Here is a 13284-nt window from a genome sequence, read left to right on the forward strand (position 1 = left end):
GCCGCCTTTGGGGCGGACTTTGTAGCCGAGGTTGGGGCTGCCGTCGGCTTCGGTGGTGCGGCCGGTGTTCCACCAGCCGGCGACCGAGTCCACTTTGTGGAAGGAGCCGTTGATCGTGGAGTCGAAGCTCACGGAGTCGAAGATGTAGAACTCGGCTTCGGCGCCGAAGTAGGCGGTGTCGGCGATGCCGGTGCTGGTGAGGTAGCTCTCGGCCTTGCGGGCGATGTTGCGCGGGTCGCGGGAGTAGGGTTCGCGGGTGAAYGGGTCGTGGACGAAGAAGTTGAGGTTCAACGTCTTTGCGGCCCGGAACGGATCGATGCGCGCGGTTTCCGGGTCGGGCAGCAGCAGCATGTCGGATTCGTGGATGGACTGGAATCCGCGGATCGAGGATCCGTCGAAGGCGAGCCCGTCCTCGAATACGCTTTCGTCGAGCGCCGAGGCGGGGATCGAGAAATGCTGCATAACCCCCGGCAGGTCGCAGAATCGAATGTCGACGTACTCGACGGACTCGTCGGCGACGAGCTTGAAAATGTCGGCGGCCATATTGGTCTCCTTCGCGTGCAGACAGCCAAACGATAGGCAGTGCACATTTCCTGGACATCATCCAGTTATTGCGTCGACGTAACACAAACCTCACGGCAGGCTCGTTGTCCAGCGAACTGGCACGTTTGCTGGGTCGCGGTATATCGTTACGTTGCCTGTGAGACTTTTCAGGCAGGAACGCCGTTCAACGTCGCACGGATCAATCCCCTTGACCGCTTGTCCTATGGGCAACGGACAAGGACGTGCGAAGGGTTAGGTGGCGATGGCGCCCAGTCGGGTGGGGCTCTACAACCCCGCGTTCGAACATGACGCGTGTGGGGTGGCCATGGTGGTCGATATCCATGGCCGGCGCAGTCGCGACATCGTCGATAAGTCGATCACGGCACTGCTCAACCTGGAGCACCGCGGCGCTGCCGGAGCCGAACCGAACAGCGGTGACGGCGCTGGGATCCTGATCCAGATTCCGGACCTGTTCCTGCGTGCTGTGACCGACTTCGAGCTTCCGCCCGAAGGCAGCTATGCCACCGGGATCGCATTTCTCCCGCAGTCGGCCAAAGAGTCGGCGGCAGCCTGTGTCGGCTTGGAGAAGATCGTCGAGGCGGAGGGCCTGAAGGTGCTCGGCTGGCGCGATGTGCCGATCGATGACTCGTCGTTGGGCGCGCTGGCTCGAGATGCGATGCCGACCTTCCGGCAGCTGTTCATCGGCGGGGCCTCGGGTATGGCTCTGGAGCGCCGAGCCTATGTGGTGCGCAAGCGCGCCGAACATGAGCTGGGCAGCAAGGGGCCTGGTCAGGACGGACCGGGTCGGGAATCCGTCTATTTCCCAAGCCTTTCCAGCCGAACCATGGTGTACAAGGGCATGTTGACCACGCCGCAGCTCAAGGCGTTCTACCCCGATTTGGCCGATGAGCGGATGCAAAGCGCGCTGGGCCTGGTGCATTCTCGGTTCTCCACCAACACGTTTCCGTCGTGGCCGCTGGCCCACCCGTTCCGCCGGATCGCCCACAACGGCGAAATCAACACCGTCACCGGCAACGAGAACTGGATGCGTGCCCGGGAGGCGCTGATCCGCACCGACATCTTCGGCTCTGAAGGCGGCCAACGCAGCGCGGACAAGCTGTTCCCGATCTGCACGCCGGGCGCCTCCGACACCGCCCGGTTCGATGAGGTGCTCGAACTGCTGCACCTGGGCGGCCGGAGCCTGCCGCACGCGGTGCTGATGATGATCCCGGAGGCCTGGGAACGGCACGAGAGCATGGACGGGCCCACCCGAGCCTTTTACGAGTACCACGACTCGCTCATGGAGCCCTGGGATGGCCCGGCCTCGATGACCTTCACCGACGGCACCGTGGTGGGCGCGGTGTTGGACCGCAACGGCCTGCGGCCGTCGCGTATCTGGGTAACCGAAGACGGGCTGGTGGTGATGGCGTCCGAGGCCGGTGTCCTCGACCTGGACCCCGCCACGGTGGTGCACCGGCAGCGGCTGCAGCCCGGCAAGATGTTCCTGGTTGACACCGCCGCCGGGCGGATCATCTCCGATCGCGAGATCAAGTCGACGCTGGCCGGCGAACGGCCGTACCAGCAGTGGATCGATGAGTGCCTGATCGGAATCGGCGAACTGCCTCCCGGCGATGCGCCCCGGATGGAGCATCACCGGGTTCTGTTGCGGCAGCACATGTTCGGCTACACCTACGAAGAGCTCAACCTGGTGCTCGCTCCCATGGCGCGCTCCGGCGCTGAGCCGATCGGGTCCATGGGTACCGACACCCCGGTGGCGGTGCTCTCGGCGCGGCCCCGGCTGCTGTTCGACTATTTCCAGCAGTTGTTCGCCCAGGTCACCAACCCGCCGTTGGACGCTATCCGCGAAGAGGTGATCACCAGCCTGCAGGGTGCGCTGGGACCCGAAGGCGACTTGCTCAACACCGACGAACCCACCTGGCGGCAGATCGTGCTGCCCCAGCCGATCCTGAGCAACGCCGAGCTGGCGAAGCTGCTGAAGCTGAGCCCCGACCAGCGGATCGGTGCCCGGGGCCCGCACGGCCTGTCCACGGCCGTCATCAGCTGCCTGTACCCGCCGGCGGCAGGCGGTGCCGGGCTGCGTGCAGCCCTCAAGCAGGTGTGCTCGCGGGCCTCGGAGGCGATCGCCGAAGGCGCCAGCTTCCTGGTGATCTCCGACCGGGAGTCCGACGAGACTATGGCGCCCATTCCGTCGCTACTGGCCACCGCGGCGGTGCATCACCACCTGGTCGCCGAGCGGACCCGCACCAAGGTGGGTCTGGTGGTGGAGGCCGGCGACGCCCGCGAGGTGCACCACATGGCTGCCCTGATCGGGTTCGGCGCCGCCGCGGTGAACCCTTACCTGGCGTTCGAGTCCGTCGAGGACATGCTCGACCGGGGTCTGATCGAAGGCCTCGACCGCGAGAAGGCGTTGGCCAACTATGCCAAGGCCGCCGGCAAGGGCGTGCTGAAAGTCATGTCCAAGATGGGCATCTCGACGCGGGCGTCCTACACCGGAGCGCAGCTGTTCCAGCCGATAGGTATCTCGCAAGACGTTCTCGACGAGTACTTCACCGGCCTGTACTGCCCGATCGGTGGGATCACCCTCGACGACATCGCCGCCGATGTCGCCGCCCGCCATGCGCTGGCCTACCTGGACCGCCCAGAAGAGCGGGCGCACCGCGAACTGCCGGTGGGCGGGGAGTACCAGTGGCGCCGCGAGGGCGAACACCACCTGTTCAACCCGGAGACGGTGTTCAAACTTCAGCATTCCACCCGAACGGGCCAGTACTCGGTCTTCAAGGAGTACACGACGCTGGTCGACGACCAGAGCGAACGCCTGGCGACGCTGCGGGGTCTGTTGCGATTCAAGACCGGGGAACGGCCCCCGGTGCCCCTTGACGAGGTGGAACCGGCCACCGAGATCGTCAAACGCTTCGCGACCGGCGCCATGAGTTACGGCTCGATCTCCGCCGAGGCGCACGAAACCCTGGCGATCGCGATGAACCGGATCGGCGGCCGTTCCAACTGCGGTGAGGGCGGCGAGCACGCCGGCCGATTCCTGCCGGACGCCGACGGCTCCTGGCGGCGCAGCGCCATCAAGCAGGTCGCCTCGGGCCGATTCGGCGTGACGAGCGAGTACCTGGTCAACTGCACCGACCTGCAGATCAAGATCGCGCAGGGAGCCAAGCCCGGCGAGGGTGGTCAGCTCCCGGGCAACAAGGTGTATCCCTGGATCGCCGAGGTCCGGCATGCCACCCCGGGTGTCGGACTGATCTCTCCGCCCCCGCACCACGACATTTACTCCATCGAGGACCTCAAGCAGCTGATCCACGACCTGAAGAACGCCAACCCGGAGGCTCGCATCCATGTGAAGCTGGTCGCCGAGAACGGCGTCGGAACGGTGGCCGCGGGAGTGTCCAAGGCTCACGCCGACGTGGTGTTGATCTCCGGCCATGACGGAGGCACCGGGGCGGCGCCGTTGACCTCGCTCAAGCACGCCGGAGCGCCGTGGGAACTCGGGCTGGCTGAAACCCAGCAGACCTTGCTGCTCAACGGACTTCGGGACCGGATCGTGGTGCAGGTGGACGGCCAGCTCAAGACCGGGCGCGACGTGGTCATCGCGGCGCTGCTGGGGGCCGAGGAATTCGGCTTCGCCACCGCGCCGTTGGTGGTGTCGGGCTGCATCATGATGCGGGTCTGTCACCTCGACACCTGCCCGGTGGGCGTGGCAACTCAGAACCCGGCGTTGCGCGAACGGTTCAGCGGACAACCGGAGTTCGTCGAGAACTTCTTCTGGTTCATCGCCGAAGAGGTGCGCGAGTACCTGGCGGCTTTGGGATTCCGCACCATCAACGAGGCGGTCGGGCAGGTGAATGCACTGGACACCACGCTGGCCCGCGCCCACTGGAAGGCCCACAAGCTCGACCTCGGGCCGGTCCTGCATGAGCCGGAGTCAGCGTTCATGAACCAGGATCTGTACTGCACCTCCGGTCAGGATCACGGTCTGGACAAAGCATTGGACCAGCAGCTGATCGTCATGAGCCGGGAGGCTCTCGATGCCGGTACCCCGGTCAAGTTCACCAGCGCGATATCCAACGTGAACCGGACCGTCGGCACGATGCTCGGCTATGAGGTCACCAAAGCCTATGGTGCCCAGGGGTTGCCGGACGGAAGCATCGACATCACCTTCACCGGTTCGGCTGGCAACAGCTTCGGGGCATTTCTGCCGCCGGGGATCAACCTGCGGGTCTTTGGCGACGCCAACGACTACGTGGCCAAGGGGCTGTCCGGTGGCCGGATCGTGGTCCGGCCCCCGCTGGACGCGCCCGACGGCTACGTCGCGGAGGAGAACATCATCGGCGGCAACGTGATTCTGTTCGGCGCGACATCCGGCGAGTTGTTCCTGCGCGGGGTGGTCGGGGAACGATTCGCGGTCCGCAACTCCGGTGCGGTAGCAGTGGTCGAGGGAGTCGGCGACCACGGCTGTGAGTACATGACCGGAGGCAAGGTGGTGGTGTTGGGCCCGACCGGGCGCAACTTCGCCGCCGGCATGTCCGGGGGCGTGGCCTATGTCTATGACCCGGACCGGCAGCTGGGTGACCGGCTGAACACCGAGATGGTGGACCTCGACGTATTCGACGATTTCGACGAGGACGATGTGGCGTGGCTGCGTGACGTGCTGGCGGCACACGTCGCCGCCACCGACTCGGTGCCCGCCCGCGCGATCCTGGCCGATTGGGCCAACCGCGGAAGGGACTTCGTCAAAGTGATGCCGCGCGACTACCGGCGGGTGCTCGCCGCGGTCGCCGAGGCGCAGGCCAGTGGCATAGATCCTGAGGAGGCAATTATGGCGGCGGCTCATGGCTGACCCGAAAGGTTTCATCACCAACACCCAGCGCATCCTGCCGTTGCGCCGCCCGGTCTCGGAGCGGCTGGGCGACTGGAACGAGGTGTACCAGGATTTCGCCGAGGACACCGTGCGTGAGCAGGCCGGACGCTGCATGGATTGCGGCATTCCGTTCTGCCACAACGGCTGTCCGCTGGGCAACCTCATCCCGGAGTGGAACGACCTGGTGCGTACCGGGCGGTGGCGTGAGGCGTTCGACAGGCTGCATGCCACGAACAACTTCCCGGACTTCACCGGCCGGCTCTGCCCCGCGCCGTGCGAACCGGCCTGTGTGCTGGGCATCAACCAGCCTCCGGTGACCATCAAGCAGGTCGAGTACGAGATCGTCGAACGTGGCTTCGCCGAGGGCTGGGTGGAACCGATCTCGCCGTCGGTCCGCACCGGGAAGTCGGTCGCGGTAGTGGGCTCGGGGCCGGCCGGACTGGCCGCCGCCCAGCAACTCACCCGGGGCGGACACGCGGTGACCGTCTTTGAGCGCGATGACCGCATCGGTGGTCTGTTGCGTTACGGCATACCGGAATTCAAGATGGAAAAGCGAATTCTGGACCGGCGCCTGGAACAGATGGTCAGCGAGGGAACGACGTTCGAGACGGGCGTGAATGTCGGGGTGGATCTGCCCGTCGAGCAGCTGCGTGAAGACTTCGACGCCGTTGTGCTGGCCGGCGGTGCCACCGCCTGGCGAGACCTGCCGATCCCGGGCCGGGAGCTCAAGGGCATCCACCAGGCGATGGAATACCTGCCGTGGGCGAACCGGGTGCAGGCCGGCGACCTTGCTGAGCCGCCGATCACCGCGCACGGCAAGAAGGTCGTCATCATCGGCGGTGGTGACACCGGTGCCGACTGCCTGGGCACCGTGCACCGCCAGGGCGGGACGTGCGTGCATCAGTTCGAGATCATGCCGCGGCCGCCTGAGATCCGGGATCCGTCCACCCCGTGGCCGACCTACCCGTTGATCATGCGAACCACGTCCGCGCACGAGGAGGGTGGTGATCGGGTGTTCTCGGTCAACACCGAGGCATTCATCGGCCGGGACGGTCAGGTGACCGGTTTGCGGGCCCATGAAGTGCGCCGCCGCAACGGCGGTTTCGAGAAGGTCGACGGTACCGACTTCGAACTCGAAGCCGACCTGGTTCTGCTCGCAATGGGATTCGTCGGGCCGGAACGTTCACCGCTGCTGGCCGATCTGGGGGTGGAGTTCACCGAGCGCGGTAACGTGGCCCGCGACGCGGAGTACGCGACCGCGGTGCCGGGTGTCTATGTCGCCGGCGACATGGGCCGCGGTCAATCCCTCATCGTGTGGGCAATCGCCGAAGGGCGCGGTGCCGCGGCGAGCGTGGACCGGTACCTGATGGGCCGCACCGCATTGCCCTCACCGATCACCGCGACCGCGGCGCCGCTTCGCTGAGTCGAGTAGCCCGCATTCAGCTCGCGGCGCGGCGACGCGGTGCGAGAAGGATGCGGGCTGCCAGGTCGAATCGCGACCGCAATCTCACCCGTCACTTAAGCAACTTCTGTCTCAAGTATCGGCGCGTCGCGTGTTGTTTGCCACACGCCGGGTGTCTAATGGACAGCTATGTGATCCGCGTTAACAACGTGTTAACATGGTCCGCATTATTCCAATCTGGTCCGAACCGGGGCGGGGGTCAGCGCCGTGTACATCAACTCGATATACCGATACCGGATGGGCCGTATGGCCTGGTCACTGCTGCGCCATCCGCGCAGAAGCCGAGGGTTTCCCGCCAAGCACGAGCGTTTGGTAACCGCCGACGAACTCTTGCGCTTCGCCACATAGGTCCGGCCAGGCCGGGGGCCGCGGTCTCCCGGAGGAGTTTGCTGACCGTTATCAGTTCGTGATCTATGCCAGTAATCCGGAGTCGCGAATGGCCTCGGCCAATGGCTCGAGAACTGCCGGGTCGTACGGTGACGGCAGGTAGACGATCGCCAGATCCAGGCCCTCGGCGCCGAGCGCTACGGCGTCCTCGATCAGCCGGCCGTAATCGAGATCCGGCTGCAACCGCAGGTGCGCCGACAAGGTGATCTGCTGCGGGTCGCGCCCGATGTCGGCGCAGTGGGCGGCCAGCACGTCGCGCTTGCGGGCGAACTCGGCGGGAGTGCCGCCCACGAAGTTCCAATGTTGGGCGTATTTCGCCGTGATCTTCAGCGTGCGCTTCTCGCCGTTGCCTCCGATGCAGATCGGCGGGTGTGGGCGCTGCGGTCCCTTGGGCTCGTTGCGGGCTTCGGTGAGCTGGTAGTAGGTGCCGGCAAAGGTGGTGGTGTCCGCGCTCAACAGGCCGATCAAGACCTGACAGGCCTCTTCGAAACGGTCGAAACGCTCGGAGATGCTGCCCAACTCGATCCCGTAGGCGCCCGACTCCTCTTCGTTCCAGCCCGCACCGATCCCCAACTCCAGGCGTCCGCCGGAAATGATGTCGAGGGCGGCGGCCATGTTGGCCAGCACGGCGGGATGGCGATAGTGGATGCCGGTCACCAGCGTGCCGAGTCGCAGTCGGGTGGTCGCCTGGGCCAGCGCAGTCAGGGTGGTCCAACCCTCCAAGCACGGCCCGGTCGGGTCGGAGAAGATCGGGTAGAAGTGGTCGAAGGTCCAGCCGGACTCGTAGACGTCGATCTCGTCCGCGGCTCGCCAGACGGCCAGCATGTCGGACCAGGTGGTGTTCTGCGGCGAAGTCTTGAATGCGAAGCGCATCCCGCCGAGCCTAGCGGCGATCGCAAGGCCGGCGGTGGGGGTACCTCCCGCTTGCGGGGGGGCCGGCCGCGGCGGGTCGCCGCCGTGAACCCCGCGGCGATCGCAAGGTCGGCGGAGCCGCAAACTCAGGTGGCGGGACGTAGGCTCACTCGGTGGTCATCAATCTGGACATCGACACCAAGGTGACGTTGTTGTCGGCCGGCCTGATCTTTCTGCTCGCTCTGCTGTTGGGCGCGTGGAAGTATCAACAGATCGCGACCTCGGACCGTCGCCAGGCGCACGTCTACGTTGACATCGCACATCGAGCGGCGTTGATGTACTCCTTCGCGACAATGCTGGTCGCGGTGTTCGTGGAACTCAGCGCCTGGCCGACCTGGGTGAACATGGTCGCGGCAATGGTCATCGTGTTCTTCTTCGTCGTGGCGATCGGCAGTTACATGCTGCACGGCGCGTTGCGCGACACCACGAACCAGTTCGAGCGGCTCGGTTGGCGGCTGCGCGCCGGCATGGTGCTGCTGGTCATCGGCGAGGTCGGCGGCTTCGCGGTGCTGCTGGCCGGGTTCGGTGTCGGCGGGTTCTGACAGCGTCTGACTGCGGCCGGCGTCAGGACGCCTGGCCGTAGATGCTGCTGACCCAGACGTGGGTCAATGTGTCGACCACCTTCTCGTGAGGTACCGAAGGCTGCTCGCCGACCAGCGCTGCCATCATGGTGCGCTCGTTCATCTGGTTCAGTGATGTCGCCAGATCCAGGGCGTCGATGGTCGTCGGCGCGGCGCCGCGCTCGCGTTCCGCGGTGATCATCGCAGCGGTCTGCTCGATCCACCTCTGCATGAAGCCGTTCCACATCGCCTTGAACTCCGGACTGGTGGCCAGTGCCTCGGTTCCGGCCCGGGCGATCGCGCGATGCGAGCTGAACGCGATGAAGAACGCTTTGATGCCACTGCGCCAGATCCGGCGCGGGTCGGTGGGCAGTCGTTGCACCGCCCCGACGAACTCCGAGTCGGCCGCGGCGATGAGCGGCTCCAGCAGCGAGAGCAGCACCGCGTCCTTGGACTTGAAATAGAAGTAGAAGGTGGGTCTCGAGATCCCGGCGCCCTTGGCCAGGTCGTCGACCGAGATCTCGGCCAGGGGGCGCTGCTCGAGCAGTCGTTCGGCGGTGGCCAGGATGGCCAGCTCCCGATCGTCGCCGGATGGCCGCGCCGCGCGACGTCCGTGACGGGTTGCATTGGGGCTGGCCATGGGCGCTACTTTACACGACGTTGATTTACTCAACAGGGTGTTGACCGACTCGACACACCGTTGATAACCTGGCGCCATGACTGAACACCTCGATGTTGTGATCGTCGGCGCCGGCATCTCCGGTATCAGCGCGGCCTGGCACCTGCAGAACCGCTGCCCGAACAAGAGCTACGCCATCCTGGAAAGCCGGGACAACCTCGGTGGTACCTGGGACCTGTTCAAATACCCCGGCATCCGCTCGGACTCCGACATGTTCACCCTGGGCTTCCGGTTCAAGCCGTGGCGGTCGGCGCACTCGATCGCCGAAGGCGCAGACATCTGGAACTACATCAATGAGGCCGCCGTCGAGAACGGCATCGACAAGCACATCCGCTACCGGCACCGGGTCGTTTCGGCCGACTGGTCCGACGCCGACAACCAGTGGACGGTCACCGTCGACAACAACGGCGAGCAACAGCAGATCACCACGTCGTTCGTGTTCGCGTGCAGCGGCTACTACAACTACGAACAGGGCTACTCGCCGGAGTTCCCCGGCGCCGCGGACTTCGCCGGCACCATCGTGCACCCGCAGCACTGGCCGGAGGACCTGGACTACGCCGGCAAGAAGATCGTGGTGATCGGCAGCGGCGCCACCGCGGTGACGTTGATTCCCGCGCTGGTCAACTCCGGCGCCGGGCATGTGACCATGCTGCAGCGGTCGCCGACCTACATCGGCGCGCTGCCTCTGGTTGACCCGTTCGCCGTTCAGGCGAACCGGTTCCTGCCGACCAAAGCGGCGCACTTCGCCAACCGCTGGAAGGCGATCGGCTTCAGCACTCTGCAGTATCAGCTGGCGCGGAAGTTTCCCAAGTACATGCGCAAGACGCTGATGACGATGGCCAAGCACCGGCTGCCGGAAGGCTTCGATGTGCAGAAGCACTTCGGGCCGCGGTACAACCCGTGGGACGAGCGGTTGTGCTTGGCGCCCAACGGTGACCTGTTCAAGACCATTCGCAGCGGCAAGGCGGACGTCGTCACCGACACAATCGACACGTTCACCAAGACCGGGATCCGGCTGAACTCCGGCCAGGAACTCGACGCCGACATCATTATCACCGCGACCGGGCTGAACATGCAGCTGCTGGGTGGGGCATCGCTGCTGCGCAACGGCGAGCCGATCGATCTGCCCAAGGCGATGACCTACAAGGGCCTGATGTTCTCCGGGGTGCCCAACGCCGCGGTGACCTTCGGCTACACCAACGCGTCGTGGACGCTCAAGGCCGACCTGGTCTCGGAGTTCGTCTGCCGGGTGCTCAACTACATGGACGACAACGGATTCGACCGGGTCGAGCCGCAGCACCCCGGTGCCGCGGTGAAGGAAGAGCCGTTCATGGACTTCAGCCCCGGCTACTTCCGCCGGGCGATGGACGACCTGCCGCGCTCGGGCTCGGAGGCTCCGTGGCGGCTCAAGCAGAACTACCTGCTGGACCTGCGGCTCATCCGGCACGGCAAGGTGGACGAGAAGTCGCTGAAGTTCAGCAAGCACCGGGCGCCGGTAAGCGTCTAGCGGCGATCGCGAGGGCGGCGGCGCCGGCGCCCGGTGTTAAGGGCGCTCCGGCCAGTAGTAGGAGTCGGGGTAGGGCCGGGATCCGAACAGCGCGGTCCCGATCCGCACCTCGGTAGCGCCCTCGGCGATGGCCAGCGCGAAATCGCCGCTCATCCCCATCGACAGCCGCGGCACGACGTGGCCGTGTTCGGCCGCGGTATCGCGTAACTGGCGCAGCCGGCGGAAACAGCCGCGGACGGTGTCGGGGTCGTCGGTGTTGATGGCCAGCGTCATCAGGCCGCGCACCCGCATCGTGGAGTAGTCGGCCAGCTCGTCGAGGAACGGCAGCAGCTGGTCGGGATCCAGGCCGTACTTGCTGGGCTCGTCAGAGGTCTTGACCTGCACCAGCACGTCGATGACGCGGTTCTCGGCGCGCAGATGGCGGTCGAGCGCCACCGCAAGTTTGGACCGGTCCAAAGACTGCACCTCCGCGGCCAACCGTGCCACCACGCCCGCCTTGTTGGTCTGCAGGTGTCCGATCATCACCCAGTCGATCCCCGGGCCGGCCTCCTCGGTGGCCAACGCCGCCGCCTTGTCCTTGATCTCTTGGACCTTGTTCTCGCCGAATCGGTGCATGCCCAGATCGACGGCGTCGCGGATCAGCTCGGGACCGAAGGTCTTGCTCACCGGCAGGATGTCGACGTCTCCGGGCGAACGCCCCGCGGCACGGCACGCGTCGTCGACGCGCGCGCGGAGCTGTTCCCAACGCGCCCGCAGGGTGGCGTTCATCGGAGTGCCGGTCCTAGACGACGACGATGCCGTCGTCGTCGCTGTGGGCGATCGCGCCGGGAACGAAGGCGGTACCGCCGAACTCGACGACGACGTCCCGCTCGCCGGCGCCGGTCTTGGTGCTCTTGCGGGGGTTGGTGCCCAGCGCCTTGATGCCGATGTCGAGGGTGCGCAGGGTCGAGGCGTCGCGCACCGCGCCGTGCACGATCAGCCCTGCCCAGCCGTTGCTGCGTGCCAGCTCGGCGATGACGTCACCGACCAGCGCGGTGTGCAGCGAGCCGCCCCCGTCGATCACCAGCACCCCGCCGTCGCCCGGTTCTGAGAGCACCGATTTGAGCAGCGCATTGTCCTGGAAGCAGCGCACGGTGCTGATGCGACCGGCGAACTCCGTACGCCCGCCGAGTTGGCGGAACTGAACGTCGCAGCTGCGCACGTCGGGGCCGATCTCGTCGACCAGGTCGGCGGTGGGCCGGAAGCGTGCCGTCACGCCGGTCAGCCCCGGCGCGCGCGCAGGCGGCGAAGCAACAGCAGCGCGATCACGCCGAGGATTCCGGCGGCCAGCAGCGGGCCGGGCGAACGTCGTGCCGGTGAAACCGGCGTGCTCAGCGGATTGCGGGCCGAGTCCACCGTGGATTTTGCCTGGGCCGCCGTTTCTTTGGCGCCCTCAGCGAGGTGGCCCGAGCCGTTGGTGGCGACCGCCGGCGTGGCGGGCACCGGTGGGGCCGGCACAGGCGCTGCGGGGGCGGCCTTAGCGGGCGCCTTTTTCGCTGGCGCCTTCTTGGCCGCCTTGGCCGGGGCTTTTTTAGCGGCCGCCTTTTTCGCCGGGGCCTTCTTGGCGGGTGCCTTTTTCGCGGGCGTCTTCTGCGGCGCCGGAGCCGGCGGCTCGGCCGGCAGTTCGGCTGCAGCCGGAGTAACCGGCTCGGGCGCGGCAGCGGCTTCGTGGTCGGGCTGGCCTTGCGGTTCGGTCATACGGCAGCTCCTCTGGCGGGGTTCTGGTCTCAGATCAACTCGGCGTCAGGCAACGCTCCCATCATGCCAGCATCGGCCGGCGCGACCCCGGGCCGAAAGTCAGGATCGAGGCCGGTTGAACCACAGACCGGCCCCGACGAGCACCACCGCGCCGGCGACGAAGGGCCAAATCGGCAGGTCATCCTGGGGGTCGGCGTAGCGGCGCGGAATGGCGGGTGCGGCGTCGCTACGGTCGGTGACCGCGGGGCCGGGCTCCCCGGTGCCGGCCACCGTCAGCTGGAACGGCCACGAACCCGACACCACATGCCCGTCGGCGGAGGTGACCCGATAGTGGACCGTGTAGGTCCCGGTGGGCCCCAGCGGGCGCACCGCGACGCTGGCGACCGCGCCGTCCACCCGGGTGTCCCCGGTGGACCACAGGTGACCGTCGGGACCGACCACCGTCATGGCCGCGAAGTCCGACTGCAGTTGCTCGTTGAAGGTCGCGCTGACGCGCTCCGGGCCGCGCGACAGTTCCGCGTCCCGCGCTGGGTCGCTCGACACCAGCACGGCGTGCGCGGCGGCCACCCCGGTGGCCGCGAGCAGCATCCCCAGCAGGAACATGCCCGC

At 66.6% G+C, this 13284-nt stretch carries 11 protein-coding genes; 4 read left to right on the plus strand and 7 right to left on the minus strand.

Going from position 1 to position 13284, the window contains the following annotated elements:
• The coding region (locus EJK91_RS07925) for a glutamine synthetase beta-grasp domain-containing protein (protein ID WP_206430393.1) at positions 1-543 on the minus strand (543 nt) is incomplete at its 3' end.
• Between the two features lie 262 nt (positions 544-805).
• Here EJK91_RS07925 and gltB point away from each other — a divergent pair.
• A complete protein-coding gene (gene gltB / locus EJK91_RS07930) occupies positions 806-5410 on the plus strand; it encodes a glutamate synthase large subunit (protein WP_024443810.1) in 4605 nt (1534 codons plus the stop codon).
• Positions 5403-6854 carry a glutamate synthase subunit beta gene (locus EJK91_RS07935; RefSeq protein ID WP_024443809.1) on the plus strand — a complete coding sequence of 484 codons (1452 nt, stop codon included), beginning with the start codon at positions 5403-5405 and terminating at the stop codon, positions 6852-6854. The genes gltB and EJK91_RS07935 overlap by 8 nt, the downstream gene beginning before the upstream one ends.
• 450 nt (positions 6855-7304) lie before the next feature.
• Here EJK91_RS07935 and EJK91_RS07940 read toward each other — a convergent pair whose 3' ends face one another.
• The gene (locus EJK91_RS07940; RefSeq protein WP_024443808.1) at positions 7305-8153 is read right to left on the minus strand and encodes an LLM class F420-dependent oxidoreductase; all 849 of its coding nucleotides are present in this window, start codon (positions 8151-8153) and stop codon (positions 7305-7307) included.
• A 158-nt stretch (positions 8154-8311) separates the two neighbouring features.
• On the opposite strand from EJK91_RS07940, the gene EJK91_RS07945 reads away from it, so the two are divergent.
• Positions 8312-8734 carry a hypothetical protein gene (locus EJK91_RS07945; RefSeq protein ID WP_046301945.1) on the plus strand — a complete coding sequence of 141 codons (423 nt, stop codon included), beginning with the start codon at positions 8312-8314 and terminating at the stop codon, positions 8732-8734.
• A gap of 22 nt (positions 8735-8756) precedes the next feature.
• On the opposite strand, the gene EJK91_RS07950 is transcribed toward EJK91_RS07945, so the two are convergent.
• Entirely contained in the window at positions 8757-9392 is a 636-nt protein-coding gene (locus tag EJK91_RS07950) for a TetR/AcrR family transcriptional regulator (protein ID WP_024442788.1), read from the minus strand.
• Between the two features lie 76 nt (positions 9393-9468).
• On the opposite strand from EJK91_RS07950, the gene EJK91_RS07955 reads away from it, so the two are divergent.
• A complete protein-coding gene (locus EJK91_RS07955) occupies positions 9469-10938 on the plus strand; it encodes a flavin-containing monooxygenase (RefSeq protein ID WP_024442789.1) in 1470 nt (489 codons plus the stop codon).
• Between the two features lie 36 nt (positions 10939-10974).
• Here EJK91_RS07955 and EJK91_RS07960 read toward each other — a convergent pair whose 3' ends face one another.
• From EJK91_RS07960 to EJK91_RS07980, 4 genes are all read right to left on the minus strand, one after another.
• Positions 10975-11706: a YggS family pyridoxal phosphate-dependent enzyme gene (locus EJK91_RS07960; protein ID WP_125078632.1), complete on the minus strand. Its 732-nt coding sequence runs from the start codon at positions 11704-11706 to the stop codon at positions 10975-10977.
• Positions 11707-11719: 13 nt separating this feature from the next.
• Positions 11720-12193: a ribonuclease E activity regulator RraA gene (gene rraA, locus EJK91_RS07965; protein WP_046301938.1), complete on the minus strand. Its 474-nt coding sequence runs from the start codon at positions 12191-12193 to the stop codon at positions 11720-11722.
• 5 nt (positions 12194-12198) lie between these two features.
• Positions 12199-12675, minus strand: a complete 477-nt coding sequence (locus tag EJK91_RS21720) for a nucleoid-structuring protein H-NS (protein ID WP_164517907.1) — start codon at positions 12673-12675, stop codon at positions 12199-12201.
• A gap of 99 nt (positions 12676-12774) precedes the next feature.
• Positions 12775-13278, minus strand: coding sequence for a copper resistance CopC family protein (locus EJK91_RS07980; RefSeq protein ID WP_082105819.1), 504 nt, complete (start codon positions 13276-13278; stop codon positions 12775-12777).
• Between the last annotated feature and the right edge of the window lie 6 nt (positions 13279-13284).

This window comes from Mycobacterium sp. P7213 (assembly GCF_900604305.1).
Taxonomy (GTDB): Bacteria; Actinomycetota; Actinomycetes; order Mycobacteriales; family Mycobacteriaceae; genus Mycobacterium.

What these genes read in the sequence shown, in the direction of transcription:
- EJK91_RS07950 (WP_024442788.1), bottom strand. Translation starts at nt 9,392, where the DNA reads ATGGCCAGCCCCAATGCAACCCGTCACGGACGTCGCGCGGCGCGGCCA.
- EJK91_RS07960 (WP_125078632.1), bottom strand. Translation starts at nt 11,706, where the DNA reads ATGAACGCCACCCTGCGGGCGCGTTGGGAACAGCTCCGCGCGCGCGTC.
- EJK91_RS21720 (WP_164517907.1), bottom strand. Translation starts at nt 12,675, where the DNA reads ATGACCGAACCGCAAGGCCAGCCCGACCACGAAGCCGCTGCCGCGCCC.
- EJK91_RS07980 (WP_082105819.1), bottom strand. Translation starts at nt 13,278, where the DNA reads ATGTTCCTGCTGGGGATGCTGCTCGCGGCCACCGGGGTGGCCGCCGCG.
- EJK91_RS07940 (WP_024443808.1), bottom strand. Translation starts at nt 8,153, where the DNA reads ATGCGCTTCGCATTCAAGACTTCGCCGCAGAACACCACCTGGTCCGAC.
- EJK91_RS07935 (WP_024443809.1), top strand. Translation starts at nt 5,403, where the DNA reads ATGGCTGACCCGAAAGGTTTCATCACCAACACCCAGCGCATCCTGCCG.
- EJK91_RS07955 (WP_024442789.1), top strand. Translation starts at nt 9,469, where the DNA reads ATGACTGAACACCTCGATGTTGTGATCGTCGGCGCCGGCATCTCCGGT.
- gltB (WP_024443810.1), top strand. Translation starts at nt 806, where the DNA reads ATGGCGCCCAGTCGGGTGGGGCTCTACAACCCCGCGTTCGAACATGAC.